This is a genomic window from Pontibacter toksunensis, assembly GCF_042686245.1.
GTDB lineage: Bacteria > Bacteroidota > Bacteroidia > Cytophagales > Hymenobacteraceae > Pontibacter > Pontibacter toksunensis.
In genome coordinates, this window is record NZ_JBHUOX010000007.1 from 22217 (window position 1) to 39193 (window position 16977).

General features: G+C 43.0%; 14 protein-coding genes. 9 read left to right on the forward strand and 5 right to left on the reverse strand.

The genetic code is table 11. The annotated features are described in order from the left end of the window. Positions 1 to 4: 4 nt before the first annotated feature. The 7 genes from ACFS7Z_RS11100 (at position 5) to ACFS7Z_RS11130 (ending at position 7195) form a co-directional block, all read left to right on the forward strand. Entirely contained in the window at positions 5 to 1261 is a 1257-nt protein-coding gene (locus ACFS7Z_RS11100; protein WP_377484428.1) for a glycosyltransferase family 2 protein, read from the forward strand. 11 nt (positions 1262 to 1272) lie between these two features. Beyond that, the gene (locus ACFS7Z_RS11105) at positions 1273 to 2160 is read left to right on the forward strand and encodes a glycosyltransferase family 2 protein (RefSeq protein ID WP_377484429.1); all 888 of its coding nucleotides are present in this window, start codon (positions 1273 to 1275) and stop codon (positions 2158 to 2160) included. Positions 2161 to 2257: 97 nt separating this feature from the next. After that, positions 2258 to 2899: a class I SAM-dependent methyltransferase gene (locus ACFS7Z_RS11110; RefSeq protein ID WP_377484430.1), complete on the forward strand. Its 642-nt coding sequence runs from the start codon at positions 2258 to 2260 to the stop codon at positions 2897 to 2899. Continuing rightward, on the forward strand, positions 2896 to 3915 hold the full coding sequence (locus ACFS7Z_RS11115; protein ID WP_377484432.1) for a polysaccharide deacetylase family protein: 1020 nt from the start codon (positions 2896 to 2898) through the stop codon (positions 3913 to 3915). The genes ACFS7Z_RS11110 and ACFS7Z_RS11115 overlap by 4 nt, the downstream gene beginning before the upstream one ends. Before the next feature lie 9 nt (positions 3916 to 3924). Continuing rightward, positions 3925 to 4842, forward strand: a complete 918-nt coding sequence (locus ACFS7Z_RS11120; protein WP_377484434.1) for a glycosyltransferase family 2 protein — start codon at positions 3925 to 3927, stop codon at positions 4840 to 4842. Between the two features lies 1 nt (position 4843). Further along, positions 4844 to 5842 (forward strand): glycosyltransferase family 2 protein, encoded by a 999-nt coding sequence (locus tag ACFS7Z_RS11125; RefSeq protein WP_377484437.1) that lies wholly within the window; start codon positions 4844 to 4846, stop codon positions 5840 to 5842. Positions 5843 to 6214: 372 nt separating this feature from the next. Then, entirely contained in the window at positions 6215 to 7195 is a 981-nt protein-coding gene (locus ACFS7Z_RS11130; RefSeq protein ID WP_377484440.1) for a glycosyltransferase family 2 protein, read from the forward strand. A gap of 210 nt (positions 7196 to 7405) precedes the next feature. Here ACFS7Z_RS11130 and ACFS7Z_RS11135 read toward each other — a convergent pair whose 3' ends face one another. The 5 genes from ACFS7Z_RS11135 to ACFS7Z_RS11155 all read right to left on the reverse strand — a co-directional run bounded on the left by ACFS7Z_RS11135 (position 7406) and on the right by ACFS7Z_RS11155 (position 14117). Beyond that, positions 7406 to 8533 (reverse strand): glycosyltransferase family 4 protein, encoded by a 1128-nt coding sequence (locus tag ACFS7Z_RS11135; RefSeq protein ID WP_377484443.1) that lies wholly within the window; start codon positions 8531 to 8533, stop codon positions 7406 to 7408. Between the two features lie 1031 nt (positions 8534 to 9564). Beyond that, a complete protein-coding gene (locus ACFS7Z_RS11140; protein WP_377484445.1) occupies positions 9565 to 9960 on the reverse strand; it encodes a GtrA family protein in 396 nt (131 codons plus the stop codon). A 336-nt stretch (positions 9961 to 10296) separates the two neighbouring features. Then, positions 10297 to 10788 (reverse strand): hypothetical protein, encoded by a 492-nt coding sequence (locus ACFS7Z_RS11145; protein ID WP_377484448.1) that lies wholly within the window; start codon positions 10786 to 10788, stop codon positions 10297 to 10299. A gap of 1434 nt (positions 10789 to 12222) precedes the next feature. After that, the gene (locus tag ACFS7Z_RS11150; protein ID WP_377484451.1) at positions 12223 to 12666 is read right to left on the reverse strand and encodes a hypothetical protein; all 444 of its coding nucleotides are present in this window, start codon (positions 12664 to 12666) and stop codon (positions 12223 to 12225) included. A gap of 11 nt (positions 12667 to 12677) precedes the next feature. Further along, on the reverse strand, positions 12678 to 14117 hold the full coding sequence (locus ACFS7Z_RS11155) for a GMC oxidoreductase (RefSeq protein ID WP_377484454.1): 1440 nt from the start codon (positions 14115 to 14117) through the stop codon (positions 12678 to 12680). Positions 14118 to 15180: 1063 nt separating this feature from the next. On the opposite strand from ACFS7Z_RS11155, the gene ACFS7Z_RS11160 reads away from it, so the two are divergent. Next, complete coding sequence (locus tag ACFS7Z_RS11160; protein WP_377484457.1) at positions 15181 to 15906, forward strand: HAD family hydrolase; 726 nt, start codon at positions 15181 to 15183, stop codon at positions 15904 to 15906. Continuing rightward, positions 15881 to 16933: a UbiA family prenyltransferase gene (locus ACFS7Z_RS11165; protein WP_377484459.1), complete on the forward strand. Its 1053-nt coding sequence runs from the start codon at positions 15881 to 15883 to the stop codon at positions 16931 to 16933. Before ACFS7Z_RS11160 ends, ACFS7Z_RS11165 begins: the two co-directional genes overlap by 26 nt. The last annotated feature ends 44 nt before the right edge of the window (positions 16934 to 16977 follow it).

The following is a 16977-nucleotide window of genomic DNA, read 5'->3' on the forward strand; positions in this document are numbered from 1 at the left end:
CCCTATGCAGCCACACGTACCTTACCATATCGTACATATCTACCTGGATCAACAGGAGGCACTGCCTGTGCCGCTTTCTGAGCAGGCACCAAATTACCAGGTATTTTGGTGGAAGACGGTGGCACTGGGGCATCTGTTTCTTGGTCCTGGGGAGAAGTTTACGGAGCAGGAGTATACGCAAAAGCTTATTGAGGCTATCCGGCCTGCAGTGGAGAAATATACGGCAAATGCCGGGGTAGGGCAATGGGAGCAACTACTGGTACATCACCGGTTTCAGGAATGGCAGCATTTGATTGGCAGCGCCCTCTTAGAATGGACTGCTGCTACAGTACCTGCAAAAGTGCCTGTATCTGTTGTTATCTGTACCCGCGACAGAGCGGGTTTTCTGGAACAGTGCCTCACGCAACTCAGGCAGTTAACTTGCCTCCCTGAAGAAGTGATAGTAGTGGATAATGCCCCCATCGATGATAGCACGGAAAAAGTAGCCCGGAACTTTGCAGGCGTAACGTATATAAGAGAACCACGACCAGGACTTGATATAGCCCGCAATACTGGTGTAACGAAGGCTACCATGCCTATCGTCGCTTATACTGACGATGATGTAGTCGTGCACCCGCTGTGGGTATACCGTGTTTGGGAAAGCTTTCAGGATGAAGCGGTTGCTGCCATGACCGGCTTGGTTATAGCGGCTAAACTGGACACTGAAGCCCAGCTTATATTTGAAAAGCACTGGAGCTTTAACCGCGGCTATACAGATAAAGTATACGACACTACTTTTTTCAACAGGACGCTGTCAAAGGGACCTCCTGTATGGGAAATAGGGGCAGGAGCCAACATGGCCTTCAAAAAAGATGTTCTGGAAAAGGTAGGCTTATTTGATGAACTGCTGGATGTAGGTGCAGCAGGCTGTAACGGAGACTCTGAAATGTGGTACCGCATCCTGGAAGCTGGCCATACTATCCATTATAACCCCAGAGCTGTGGTGCATCACGAGCACCGTAGAGAAATGGAAGGCCTGAAAAAGCAGATTTTTTATTATATGCGGGGCTTTACTGCTGCAGCTTTACTGCAGCAGCGAATCCGGCAGGAGGCTGGCTATAAAAGACACCTCTTCAGGGTATTGCCACCATATTACCTGAAGCTTATAAAAAGAGGCTTTCCTAATTACCAGTTCCAGTACCGTACGCTTTGGCCCGAAATAAAAGGGATTGTGTCTGGATTGGCTTTTTACATCCGTAACCGTAAGCAGGCTTCTAAATAATCTCAGGGATTATGTCGTCTCTACCACAAAGTATACTTCCTTTGGTATCGGTTATAATTCCGTGTTATAACCACGGTGCATACCTGCAGGAGGCATTTCAAAGTATCTGGAGTCAGAATTATCCTGCATTGGAGGTAATAGTGGTAGACGATGGCTCCATAGACAATACAAAGGAAGTTGCTGAAGGAGTGGAGGGGGTGAAGTATGTCTATCAGGAAAACCAAGGCCTGTCTGCTGCCAGAAACACAGGAATCAGCCATAGCAAGGGAGAACTGCTGGTGTTTCTGGATGCCGACGACTGGCTTTTACCCAATGCAGTGCACACAAACGTACGCTGCCTTTTGCAGAATGAGAAGCTGGCATTTGTGTCTGGTGGGCACGATAAAGTGTTTATAGATGAAGGTACTGTAAAAGAGGAAGCACATGAAGTTCCCTCAGAACACTACGTGCATCTGCTGAAAGGTAATTATATTGGGATGCACGCAACGGTCATGTACAGGAGGTGGGTATTTGACGAGTTTACTTATGATACCTCCCTCAAAGCCTGTGAAGACTACGATTTGTACCTGCGCATCACCCGAAAGTATCCTGTTTTACACCATACTGAAAAGATAGCAGCTTACAGGCTGCATACAACAAACATGTCGGGCAATATTCCGTTTATGCTTGCTACTGCGCTTCAGGTGCTGGACCGGCAGCATCAGCATATACAAACTGCCGCTGAGAAAGATGCTTTCGAGAAAGGCCATGCCATCTGGAAAGATTACTATTGCGAGGAGCTATACAACAAGCTGCTGTCTAAAAAGGTAACTGCCTCCACAGAGGCACTCTCTACTTTAGTGAAACATAAGCCCGTTTTAGGAATAAAATACATGTTAAAATCTATTATGCATGCTTAAATCAGTTATAAAGAAAAACGCACCTGCCTTTTTGTTAAGGTGGCTACATGAAAACAACTTATATATTAGGTACATACCAAAGGTTGGAGATGTAGAATTGGGGGATTTTTCCCGGGTTACTCCCTTCAGCGAAGAGTTTGGCTATGAACGTGGCGGCCCTATAGACCGCTATTATATCGAAAACTTCCTGCAGAAAGAATCCGGTAGTATCAGGGGCCACGCAATGGAGATAGGGGATAACTCGTATACCATGCAGTTTGGCGGCGAGAAGATCACGAAAAGTGATATCCTGCATGTGAATGACACGAACCCTGCTGCCACTCTCATCGGTGACATCAGTAACGCTCCCCAGATTCCGGATAACACCTTTGATTGCATTGTGCTGACACAGACGCTGCACCTTATCTATGATTTCAAGGGAGCGCTGGAAACCTGTCATCGCATCCTGAAACCGGGAGGCACGTTGCTGCTCACAGTACCGTACATAACGCCAATTGAACACGGGCAATGGAAAGAGACCTGGTATTGGGCTTTTACCGGTATGGCTATGCAGAAGTTGATGGATGAGGTATTTGTGAAGGGACAGGTAGAAGTAGGTACTTATGGAAATGCCTTTGCTGCCTCTGCCTTTATCTATGGGATGGGCGTGCCAGAGGTGTCAAAAGATAAACTGGATTACCACGATCCGCACTTTCAGGTAATTATCACAGTGAAAGGGGTAAAAGCTGCTGTACATTGAAAGCACGGTTACGCCATATCTTCCATAAATATGTCGCCCCGAAAGCGCTTGTGCTGATGTATCACCGGGTGGCGGAGCCGGAGTCTGACGTTTGGGAAGTGGCCGTGAGTCCTGACCATTTCGAGCAGCAGCTGCGGGTGCTAAAGGAAGAATATAAGGTTGTGCCTGTAAGGGAACTGGTAGAGCGGCATAACAAAGGGAATATCAAGCGTAACAGCATTGGAATAACGTTTGATGACGGATACATTGACAACTTCCTGGTAGCAAAACCTCTGCTGGAAAAATATGGGTTGCCGGCAACGTTCTTCATTGCTTCCGGTAATGTGGGGCAGCCTGGGGAGTTCTGGTGGGACGAGCTGGAGCATCTGATGCTTTTCTCTGATTCGTTACCTGCCACTGTTGATATGGAGGTTGGCGGTGAGAGAATCATTTTCGACCTGAAGGAGGAGGCACAGTTAAGCAATTCGCTCCAGCAACAGCACAAAGCCTGGAAAGCCTGTGAGGAGACTCCCCCAACAAAGCGCAGTCAGCTTTTTTACAAGCTTTGGGAGAATCTTAAACCACTGCCTCCTGCGATGCAGCAGGCGCAGATGCAACAGATAAGAGACTGGTCAGGCGTAGCAGTAGCAGCAAGGGCAGACTGCCGGAGCATGTCGCGGGACCAACTGCAGGACCTTGGGAGAAGCGAACTCTTTGACCTGGGTGTTCACACGGTTTCACATGCAGCGCTGGCTTTTCATCCACCGCTGGTCCAGGAGAAAGAAATTCTGGAGAACAAGAACTTCCTGCAGGAGATAGCTCGCAATCATGTTGATCTGCTGACATACCCCTATGGCAACTACAACCATGAGAGCATGGCAGTAGCAGGGAAGGCAGCGCTTAAAGCTGCTTTTACTACGGAAGAGAAGGTAATTGCCAGAAGTGCGCACCCCTACAGGCTAGGGCGTTTCCAGGTTAAGAACCTGGCTGCGCCGGAGTTCAGGAAACAGCTCCAGATATGGAAGTACAGCATCTAATATAACCTTATGTCACATTCACCCCTTGTATCTGTAATCATTGCCTTTTTAAATGAGGAAAAATTCCTTGCAGAGGCAGTAGAGAGTGTTCTGTCCCAGGATTATCCTCATTGGGAGCTCTTGCTGGTAGATGATGGTTCTACAGACAAAAGCACCACTATGGCAAAAGAGTATGAGGCCAGCTTTCCCGGTAAAATAATCTACTGCGAGCATGAGGGGCATAGCAACAGGGGGTTGAGCGCCAGTCGGAACCATGGTATAGCGCAAGCAAAAGGAGAACTGGTCGCGTTTCTGGACGCAGATGACGTGTGGCTGCCGAGTAAACTTACCCAACAGGTTTCGATTTTTAAAAAACATCCACAGGTTGGTATGGTAGCTGAAGCCTCTAATTATTGGTACAGTTGGAACAAGCCGGATGCTGATGATGTAGTTATTCCGGTAGGGGCGCCGCAGGATAGAGTATACCAACCGAAAGAACTGCTGTATTACTTATACCCGCTAAGCGAAGGAGCTGCTCCCTGCCCCTCCGGTCTGATGCTGACAAAAGAAGCAATCAATAGGGTAGGAGGTTTTGAGGAGCATTTCAGAGGCAAGTACCAGCTTTACGAAGACCAGGGTTTTCTTAACAAAGTGTACCTAAGGGAAAGTGTGTTTGTTTCGGCTTCCTGCCATAACCTGTACCGGCAGAGAGCAGGGTCTATTGTGCAATGGGTGCATGCAGATGGGCATTACCATCATGTAAGGCAATATTTCCTGAAATGGTTTGATGGATACCTGCAGCAGCAGGTTGAAGACAGAGGCATTGATAAACTCTTGAAAAAGGCGCTACGCCCTTACCGCCATCCAAAGCTGCACTACCTCACGCATGTACTACCTGCCAGGATGAAGCAACTCTTTCTAAAAAAGAATCTGATGTTGCTGAAATAATATGCCGCAGCTAACAGTATTGATGCCGGTCTATAATGCTGAAAAGTATTTGGCAGAAGCCATAGAAAGTATTTTACAGCAGACCTTCACTGATTTTGAGTTTCTGATCATCGATGACAGATCAACTGACAGCAGTGTAGCCATTATACATTCCTATTCCGATCCTCGCATACGCTTTGTTCAGAATGAGAAGAATCTGGGGATTTCACCTACTTTGAACAAAGGAATAGAGTTAGCTGCAGCACCCGTTATAGCCCGCATGGATGCCGATGATATCAGTTACCCTGCTCGCTTAGAAAAGCAATTCGCTTACATGAAGGCTCACCCCGCTTGTGCCATGGTCTCATGCCTGGTGCGCGTGATTTCGGAAGAAGGCGAACTGGTGCGGGTGGATAAATTTGAAAGTGATTTTTTTTACTATAACCTCAACTTTATCTGCTGGATTTATCATCCAACCGTTATGTACAGGAAGAATGCTGTGCAGGATGTGGGCATGTACGCCGTGCCTTATGCGGAGGACTTTGAGTTGTTCTGGCAGTTAAGCAGGAAGTATACATTTTACAACCTGCCTGAGGTACTGCTCGACTATCGGGTAACCGGCCAGAGTCTGCACCAGGTGCTTAAGAAACAGGAGTACGCCCAGGCACAGCAGGAACAGTTGTTGCGGAACTTCCGTTATTACGCAGGCCCTGACTATAACCTGCCTGGTAATTGTATAGAGTGTCTGCAGCATAATTTTGAGCCTTTACTGGCAGAACAGAGCGTTAACAGTGTCCTGGCGTGTATTGGAGAACTCGACAGGCTAACCCAGAATATCCTTAAGAAGGAGAACATAAACAGGAATACACGCGCCATTAAGAAAGCAGCGGATTATAAAAGAAAGTTTATCCTAACCTATTTCGCAAGAAACCTCCCACGTCTCAAAGGCGCTCTCTTATTGATACGGGCAGGATATTTTAAGCTGCTGTATCAAATACTGAAGTCTCATTTAATCCGTTGAGATCTTTTGAGACAGGAGGGGAGCACTGTTATAAACTAACTTTGCAAGCAAATTTGTCTGGAGGTTTAAGTGGCTATTTAATAACAGTTTAAGGAATCCTGATTTCACTTTTTGCGCATGCACATATTGCATCGAAAAAATAGTACTAAGAATTAAGCAAAACAAAAGTCCTTGTTTCTCAGATATCCTTTACCTGAAGCCCTGGCTGAACGAATGACAAGCGTTACCACATGAAGGAACTACAATTTCAGCTGTTTCTCCGTTTTCTGGTGGTAATAAAAGTGGACTACAGGCACGTTATAAGTTAATATTAAGATTCAAGTTGTTGTTAACTTTTGTATCTTTTCCTATCAACCTAATCAGTCATACATAATGGAGAGAATTCCATCTTCACCACCTGTTATCCAACCTTTGGGTTCCTCAGAAGACAGACCTTTCTGGTCGGTGATGATTCCTGTTTATAATTGTTCTCAATATTTGCCTGAAACGCTGGAGAGCGTGCTGGCACAAGGCATTGCGCCTGAGGATATGCAGATAGAGGTTATAGATGATGCCAGCACTGATGCAGATGTGGAGGCTATAGTTAAAAGCATTGGCAAAGGAAGGGTAAAATACTTCAGACAGGAGCAGAACGTAGGCAGCCTTATCAACTTTGTAACCTGCATCAACCGGGCGCAAGGGAGAATCGTGCATATCCTGCATGGCGATGACAGGGTAAGGAATGGCTATTATCAGAAGTTGGGAGAGCTGTTTCGGAAGTACCCGGTGGCAGGGGCTGCCTTTTCCCGCTATACTTATATAGATGAGAAGGGAGAGGTGTTGTATGACCAAAGGCCCGAAGTGAAAGATGATGGTATCTTAGAAAACTGGCTTCTCAAGATAAGCGAGTACCAACGAATACAATACGCGGCCATATCGGTGCGGCGTGAGGTATATGAAGCGTTAGGCGGATTCTACGGGGTAACATACGGAGAGGACTGGGAAATGTGGGTTCGTATTGCCCGCCATTATCCTATCGCCTACACGCCGGATGTGCTGGCTGAGTACCGTAAGCATTCCAGTTCTATATCCGGGCAGAAATTTGTAAATGGGCATTATCTGAATGACCTTCTTCGGGTGATGGACTACATACAGCATTATCTGCCAACAGAACAAAAAGATAAGCTGCTGAAGAAGTCAAAGAAGTTCTATGCGCACTATAGCCTGCGGGTAGCGAACCAGTTATGGCACACTTCGCATAACAAGAGCGGGGTACAGCAACAGGTAAAGCAGACATTGGCGCTGCACAGCGACCTCCTCTTATACTGGAAAATAGGAAAAATCTATTTGAAGATGTTAATGAACAGGAAGTAAAACCTGTAGCTGTGCAGGTATTCCTCACGACGAGCAACCGGTCATAGTTAAGACGGCTCCTGAACCATGCAGTATGTCATGTTGCATGGTTCAACTTTCCGTGCTACTACAGGAGGAAGATGAAGAGGAGCTAAAGGCAAAAAACCTGATAGATTAATTGAAAGCTTAGCATAATCCAAAATATCTTGTGTTATGCTAAGCCCAAAATTGCTACTTTTTAAACCTATCGTAGATAGACAGTATAGACTTTGCTGAGGCCTCCCAAGTAAATTCAGACGCTCTTTTTATTCCTTTTTCCACTAACTTGCTATAAAGGTCTTGGTCGGAAACCAGTTGGTGAATTCCTTCCGTGATTTCCTGGTGCTTGAAAGGATCTACCAAAACGGCTGCACCACCTGCAACCTCCGGCATGGAAGAAGTATTAGAGGTAATAACAGGTGTGCCACACGCCATGGCTTCTAAAATTGGCAAGCCAAAGCTTTCTCTAAGTGAGGGGTACAGGAACAAATAAGCTCCACTATACATTAATGGCATTTCGTGAGAAGGTATATACCCCGGGAATACAAAATTAGATATAAGCTGGCTTTGTCCTGACTTAGCAAGGGCTTCGACCACATGCTCCTTATCGTAATCCAAAATCACCATGGGTACAGCATCTTTTACGGAAAGGCAATACTCAATAAAAGCTGTCAGCACATTAGGCGTATTTTTCTTGGGAGCCGTATTTCCTAAAAACAGGATGTATTTTTCCGGAAGTTTGTGCTTTTCCTTAAATGCTTGTACCTCTTCAGCAGGGTAGCGGTCATGGAAAGCCTCACTTACCGCATTGTATATTACTTCCACCTTTTCTTCTGGCAACTGTAAACCCTCCAGTATGGTGTTTCTTTCAAAATGGGAGACGGTGATGATACTATCGCTTTTTTGAACAACCCTTGGCACTACAAACCTACGGTACAGGTTTCCAAAGTTTTGATAGGCAGTGCCTTTAAAATCTATTTTTTCTAAATAAATGATATCGTGCAATGTAAGTAAAAGGGGAGTGGATTGCCTAAGAGCCGAAGTATTACAGGTGGAGTGTAAAAAATCAACTTTTACTTTTTTGATTGCTTTAGGCAATTGTATCTGCTCCCAATCGGCGTAAGAGTAGGCCGGAACTTTTTCAATTCGAAAGTTTTCTGTCTCTGACAAACAACTTATATCTTCATCTTCTTTAGCGAAGATAATATATTCGTTTATGATGTCGGTTTTCTGTAGTTGGCGAATTAACTCCAGGGCTACTACTTCCATACCGTGCTTTTTCGGGCGGAAAAGCCGTTGAACTTCGATACCTATTCTCATTGATTTTTTTATCCGAGCAACTTTACTGCTCTTTATTTTCCTTAGTTTATAACTACTAAACGAAACCTGTAACTTCTTTTAGAACGGTAGTTTCTTTTTCTAAAAGTATAGTATTTGTTTAGTGGCTTTAATAACAGATGTGTATTAGAAGCATATTAAAAGCATCAACTTAAACGGTATTTCAGGCCTTATGTTTTGAATGTTGTAACATATTTAAATATCTTCATCTTCATGTTCTGACTGTAAGGCAGAACAACCTTCTCAATTGGTCAAAAGAGATGTTCCTGCATACCCAATAAAGATGCTTCCGTACACCTTAACCTTTCGCTGGCTTCATTCAAACTAAAGCCGAAACATAACATAAACAAACTTAAAAAGGGTACTCCTCATTATTTACTACTTCAAAGATAAGTAATTAAACATATTCTCTCTGTTTAAATGTGCTTGCTATCCGCAATACAAATGTCCTATCTGAACTTTCAGAAAAACGAAAGCCGTTCATCACGCAGAACATCTCATTTCTGTCAGCGATAAACTCAAGCGTGGTAATCGTTTTATTCACTAGGGATTCACTTCTTTAACAACAGTGCTACCATGGCATCTGTACTTATGGCATGTGTTTGGATGAGTTACACAGGAATTAGAATTCTGATGCAGCCTGATACTACAGTCTCACACCTTTAATAAAACGGCAGAGAAAAAACTCTGGTACAGCTTACATAATTCTCGTTGTTTCGGCTTTCAGTGTGTGCCTTGATGGAGCATGCTAAATAGCGAACAAGTAGGTGGGACTGTTTCAAGCGATGTTAAACGTAGCAGTTTTAAACCTTTACTAATAAATCTTTAAGGAGGTTTCATTAGGTTCTACAGGTGTCATATTCATATCAGGGCACATGAAGGAGAAAACCTCACATTTGATTAATACATAATATATGAAATGCTGCTGCCATATATGTTGAGCCTGCCAAATAACTGTGCTTTAAATTCTAGCTACTTATCCTTAACTGTCTTTTACCGTTTTACAGGTAAACCTACTTCCTGAAAACTATATACTTTTTTGTCAGGAAATTAAAAGCTGCTACCAGGACAATGGCCAACGCCTTGCTAATATTTACATTGATTTCCATCTGCTCCACGAAGTTCCATAAGAGATATTGATTTAGAATGACACCAACGGTTGAGAAAATAAAGAAAGCACTAAACTCTACTTTAACCGAATATTTGCTTTCATCGAAGACATATTTCCGTGAAATAAAGTAATTGAGCATTACTGCTACCAGCAAAGAGAACCCATTTGCAAACAGGTAATCCACCTGGTAATAATGCACCAGCAAAGCAAACAGAAGAAACTCTACACCAGCGCAGAAGCCTCCTACTAACAGAAAACGAAAAACCTGACTTTTATAAGCTTTTTTTGCGATGGACATAGTTAATCGATCATACAGATACCTATTTTATTTTATGTCTGTCAGGTACGGAAAACTGCACATTAGGATTTGTTTGGTATTGCGCTTTCATACCTTTCATTTACGAACAGCCATATAAAAATTAAAGCTTACCTGAAGAGATATAAGGTGCCCAGGTAATTTTAAAAAGAAAAATGCAAATTTCGCAGAACGCTACTTCCTAAACATCCTTGAGCAAACAACGGAGGAAAAATTTAGAACGGCGGTATAATAGCTCCCGGAAAAAAGGTAACAACAAATGGAAATAAAAAATGAATTTGGCAGTGTTTAAACTGCCAAATTCATAGATTAATTCAATTAGTGAGCGCAGGGCTGAGGTCCATCCTTGGAGAAATGCCTAAAATCAAATAATTTCCGCAATAATGGGTTTACCTGTGTTAGCTCATTATAGAGTTCAGCATTACCTGCTTCGTATCTATACCTGTTGCCGTTTCTGATGTATTCTACCATGGCTGGTTTTTTATCGGAAAAATAACTTTTAAACTTCTGATAAACTAATAACTGGTTATTGTCGGCTAACTTCTGAAGGTTAGGATCTGAAGAGCTAATAAATTCAACTGCATCCTTCTGATACCCGAAAATTTGCAATTCTATAGGCATGAAGTAGTGGTTCGTGACACCCCCCTCTGTTCTCAGATTAGAAAACATAGCAAATGAGGATTCTGTTTTCAACCCCAGGTAAGGACACATTCCATTGATGAAGACGATTACAGGAAAAACAAGTAAAGAGAAGTGGCGTGCACTGAAGTAGTTAGCGTGTCCGCCATCAGTAGCTTTTTTTGCAAACATGGCTGCTAAGAAAACCAGTATTAAGCCTAGGCCGTAGGCTGTCCAGCCTACATGCCTGAAAAAGTCTGTAAAGGTTTTTGACAGTATGTGAAGAACAGCCACAGCACTCAGGAACATAACAATTGCTACCGCAAACCTGGTGAGACTAAACTGACTATAATAGTGTTTTACACGATCCTTTGTTTTCTGAAAACCTGTAGATACATCCTGTACTTTGGAAATAAATCTGGAACCGGTAAACAAGATATAAACTGCGAACAGCATTGACGAGAAATCATAAAAGCCGTTCAAGGGGTTATAGGCGATTGCAAAATGAAAAACCAACCCTATCAGCAGTCCTAAATTCCGGGTTTTTCTGAAGCAAAGCAGTATAGGTATCAAAGCTTCTATGATAATAGTGCCATAGGCACTAAGCAGGAGCATGAATTGTGAAGAGGGTACTAGGGAGTAAGAATTTTGAGCTAAAAAAAAGTCACTGGCACAGCTTATGTCTAGGTTGAAAAAGCTTGAATTCAATTTGTGCAATACAACAAAAAAGTATAGAATTATCAGCTCAGCTCTTACTAAAGGAGCAAAGGTTTTGAATAATTCAATTTTGTTGATGTTAAAGCTTCTGCTTTTGATGATAACGTATACCAGCGCATGCAAAATGGTCAGGTTCACTAATGTCGTGAAAAGCCAGTGGTTGCTGGCATAAGGCATCATCTTGGCAGCATCGTACAACTGCAGCGACAAGAAGAAAAGCATTCTGAGAAGAGACCATGGCTTTAAAATCAGAAAAACGGCTGCAAAACTCAATAAAACATAGTGCAACCCGTCAGAAAAAATCCTTTCATTAGCCATATGAAAGAGTGCAGCAACAGCCCACAGGCACCAGAACAGCTTATTTTTAATCGTCAGAAATTTGTCGCTGGTGAGTCTGTTTTGTAAAACTTTAGGCTTAAAGGTATTATTGCTGTTTTGGGTATCCAATATTTTAAATAGGTGTTGGTTGAGTGATATCGACATAGGTTATAGGTTATAGGGCGGTTGCGGAGCAGTAGGTTTCTTGTTAGAGAAACAAGTTCAATGTTTCGGTTAAGTGTCGTTAGATATAAATGTCTATCTGGTATAAGCATTATTTAACACTAGTTAATCTTATTTAACTTATACGAATAGGTTAATTAAAAGATATAAATATTTATATGTATTGGTTGAGAAGTAGCCAAATGACTATATATATCTTCACAAACTGAATTGTGCAACACAAGAGTTTACAATATCCCTTAGAAAGAGAATTTGTAATGGTTGATTACGTAAAAAGCAGCAGCTAAGATGGTGGTGTAGGAGGTAAGGATAATGTTGTAATAGGATAATTCATGAGTTTTACTGGATTAAAGATTCAGGTAACCAGCAATTAAGCAAGGAGGCTTATTGTCTGTCTCCCTTAATACTTTAAGTTACCTGACCAGGATAATGTATAAATGAGAATGGGTTTGCACAGGGCTTGCTGTAGGGACTATAAATACCTGTGTATTTGATCACTTTGGTTTCATCCATGTTATTGGTAAAAAAGTCTGTGGAGAGTAAATACGTCTCCGCCAAAGTTCTGAGCAGGGTTGTGTTAAATACACTCACTGCCCTGTCTGACTTACATTTAAGTACATACAGCGTTCGTATTACCAGCGAATGCTTTAACTGGCCGTTCCAGTAATAGTAAGGCAGAAAATCATTTACGAAGTCTTCAACTCCTTTTCTGTCGAGCACCAGGTAATCAAATTCGTTTATGATGGCACCAACCGCTGCATCTTTTATAGATATAGAAGCGAATCCTGCAGTAGGAGCAGCTACCATCACGGCTCCCAGACCAGTTAATTTCAAGAAGTTTCTTCTTAACATGTCGCTATAGTTTAAAATGAATTGTCAGCCGCATATAAAGATAAGGCAGAAAGTGTAAGGGTAGGGTTAGCAGGCGAAAATGTGGTAAAGGCGCTGCTACCCAATACGAACAGGTTTCTGTATTTGTGATGAATCAAGTGCTTGTCTACTACTCCGTCAGAAGCTTTCTGGCTCATCCTGGCAGTACCCATGATATGCGCTTCCGTAGCATAAGGCTTGGAATACTCTATGTTCTCTACCGGCAGGCTTGCAAGTATTTCGGGTAGTTTTTTCTTCATGTTTTCAACGGCACGGAGCGTATAAGCCGATGGCCCCTCAAAGTGCACCTTAGGCATCATTAAATCAGAGGTAGTGGCAACGTAGTTTCTTTCATCAGGAAGATCTTCAAAGATCATCCTGAAATTGGCGACATCTCTCCACTTACCCTTCTCCAGTCTTAAAAAGGGGGCATTGTTAGACTCCATTAAGCAAGCCGCAAAGTTCTTCCTGTGGTCACCGTCATACAGCATATAGCCATTGCCACTCACCCAGGTGCCTCCTCCTACATTCGACATATTTTTCAGGTATACCCTGGCCCCTAAACCATACTGCTCGCCAAGCCCTTTACCCGTTAAAGGGCTTGCGTCACCTGAGTTCAAAAGAATATGTGCATTGAAAATAGCATTAGCTCCTAGCGCAAAAATATCGGCGGTTGCACTACGCTCTTTTCCATCCCGGATGTAGCTTAATTTACGCACCGCATTTTGCTGTAGTTCCATCGCAAATACTTTTGCTCCATACACCAGCTCTACGCGCTCGTCCTCAAAAACGCCCATTCCGGAGTTTTCTATTGTAAACTTCGCATTAACCGGACACACGCTGCACTCAGCACTGACACAGCAACTTCCCCTGCCGTTAACAGGTACTTTCGCCCGTGCGGTAGGTTGGCTTACGTACAGGTTGCCGTACGTGCTCTTCAGGATCTTGTCTACTGTATTGAAAGCATGTGGAGGCTGTGGGTATGACCCTTTTCGGGGATACGGTGTGTCATCGGGGCCTGAAATAGACATGCTATGTTCCACCTGATCATAATAAGGTTCCAGTTCCTCATACTGAAGTGGCCAGTCACTGGCGATACCATACAGGCTCTTCATCTTGAAATCAGAAGGCATGAACCGTGGCGTGCAGCCATACCAGCAGTTGGAGCCACCTCCGAACGCGGCCTGAAACTCCCAATGCTTTTCTGGGTTTTCATTGATGAAAGTATCATGAGAGAGCTCATTCAATTTCTGGTATGGGGTGCTTTCTCTTCTTCTTTCTTTAAGTCTTTCGGAATGTGGATACAGGTGCCCCCTTTCCAGAACCAAAACCTTCACCGATGAAGGAGCTTTGCTCAGGTATCTGCTGAGAAAAAAGGTAGAAGCAAAACCAGTTCCTACCACTATCATATCATATTTATCCTGCTTCATCATCTTCTGATCGGCATTTCTATATTATAACTATATAGTGCTAATTTAATAATATTTTACCAAAACACCTATTACGGAGTTTGCTGCAGTAAGTTCTGAGGGTACAGACCCAACAGAACTACATATATATGACATCAAAAGTATAGCAGCCAGTGGTAACTAATCAGTCAATTGTAAACAAGCTTTCGTTAAGCCAAAAGTGAGAGAACCCAAGGGAAAATTAATTTCATAGTGATAGGCAGGCTTGATGGTTATGATAGCGTTAGAGCCATTGTAACTTACTAGGTGCTTTAAACTCTTGCCCTCTGTCTGGAATCCCTCCTTAAAAACTTAATCCCCATTGCGGCGCCAATTCATACGGATTAGAAAATACAATGTTTATCTACTTGTACATATTTAACTAATTCTACTAGAAACTTAAGTTTAGAGACATCTTCCAAACCCTTTGATGCTTCTATGGTATAAAGCAGGTGCATACATTATACAATAAGTGCTTAAGTCTCATTAACAGAACCTACCGTTGCAGGAGAAGTCTTGCCTGTGTGTCTTCATATGATCTAAAAATTATGTTGAGCTGTTTATACCTTATAAGGCTGTTGTAACGCTTAAACCGGGACATGCCACTGTTCTAGTCAGTTAGCTAAACCTGCAGCATAACTACTGCCAAATACATATGATAAGAGTTGTGAGCCGTAGAATGAGTATGTAAAATCCAAAACTACAAAGGCAGGTTAAAACTTTTGTGAAAGCGAAACACTTTACTTCATCTCCTGAGGGAGGGGGGATATTCAGGATGTATTGAAAAGCACAAAGCCTACAATAGGTACTCATTAGCAATGCACATATCATTAATGCATCGTTTTTTTTATATATGATACTTAAGTATCTGTGTATCAGTATAATATTTGAAATAAAGATAAAGTTTAAACCTAAATTAAATGGCTGCCGTACTTGAACTTCAATCGGGTTAGGGCGCACAAAAAGCTACATAATATGCCTGAAATCAGCTAAACATCTGCTTTAACTTTGATACCTAAGACACTGACACCATTATATAGAAAATCTTATGCAGCATAGGCAGACACCTGTGGTAGGCTGGGAGGGAGTGAAGGCTGTGATATTCGATGTAGATGGAACTCTTTATGATCAGTCAAAACTGAGAAAGAAGATGCTTTTTGACCTTCTGAGTTACTATGCCAAACACCCCTGGCGGTACAAAGAGCTATCCATGCTTTCTGAATTCAGAAATGAACGCGAGAACAGAGCAGGTTTTGGATGCCCGGACCTGGACAATGCGCAGTATACCTGGTGTGCTGAGAAAAGAGGCTATCCTGTACACAAATTAAAAAGTATAGTTCAACAGTGGATTTTCCAGCGCCCAATCAGGTACTTAGCCGGATGTGTTTATCCTGGCGCTTCAGAACTGTTTAAAGTACTCCGGCAGAACAATATCAGAATAGCGATCTACTCAGACTACCCAGCGCATGATAAACTTATGGCAATGGGGCTTACAGCAGACCTCTTGGTGAGCTCTACTGACCCTGAGATCAACCAACTAAAGCCAGATCCTAAAGGGCTTCTTTATGCTGTGGATCAGTTAGGGCTTTCCGCAGCGGAGTGCCTCTTTATCGGAGATCGTCAGGAGATGGACGGGGAGTGTGCTTTGAGAGCCGGGGTCCCATACCTTATTATAGATAAGAAGCCTTACAGTCAATTTGACTTTTATTCTAAACTTATTGATGATATAACCTCTAAAACGCAACAGTATGAAACCCAACGCATCGCGTTCTAACCCTTTGGCTGCTTCAGAACCTTCTTTTGTTGCTCAGCAGAACACCACTACTTTACCCGCAACTTTTCCGGACTATATCGCCATTGCCAGACCAGACAATTGGGTCAAGAATGTGTTTATGGTGCCGGGAATGCTTTTTGCTTTCATTGTGTATCAAACGCCGCTGGACCTGACGCTTCTCTTCAGAATACTGGTGGGTGTGTTCAGCACATGCCTTATTGCTTCTGCCAACTATGTGATCAACGAATATCTTGACGCAGAATTTGATAAGTTTCACCCCTTAAAAAACAAGCGTACATCTGTTGTGCGCGTCGTTAATCCCGTACTGGTTTATTCAGAGTATGTGTTACTGGCTGCTATTGGCCTTTCGCTGGCATATGTTATCTCTACGCAATTTCTTATTATAGCGGCCTTTCTGCTTGTTATGGGCGTTATTTACAACGTAGAGCCTTTCCGCAGCAAAGACAGGGTCTACCTGGATGTGCTTTCAGAGTCCGTAAATAATCCCATCAGATTTGCGTTGGGCTGGTTTATCTTTACGCCTGTAGTGGCCTTGCCAGAGAGTGCCTGGGACATAGAGTGGTTGTCTTTTCCACCTTCCAGTATAATTGTCGCATATTGGATGGGGGGTGCCTTCTTGATGGCTACAAAACGCTTTGCTGAGTATCGGCTTATTGCCAATCCGGATCTGGCAGGCCTCTACCGGAAGTCATTTAAGTACTACACCGAAAATAGCCTGCTTATTTCCATGTTCTTTTATGCGCTCACGTCGGCTTTCTTTCTGGGCATCTTTTTAGTGAAAAACCGGCTGGAGCTACTAATTAGCTTTCCCTTTTTCGCGCTTTTATTTGCCTGGTACCTTAGAATAGGGCTCCTGAAAGACTCGCCTGTGCAAGGCTCTGAAAAGCTCTATACGCGTAAGTGGTTTATGCTCTATGTGGTATTCTTCTCCCTTTTGCTGGTAACGCTCATGTTTGTTGATATTCCCTGGTTAAAGTGGTTCTTAAGAAACACCACCTTTAGTTAATAAGTAAAAAATAAGATGTAAGAGGTTTGCTATCAGGGAGTTAT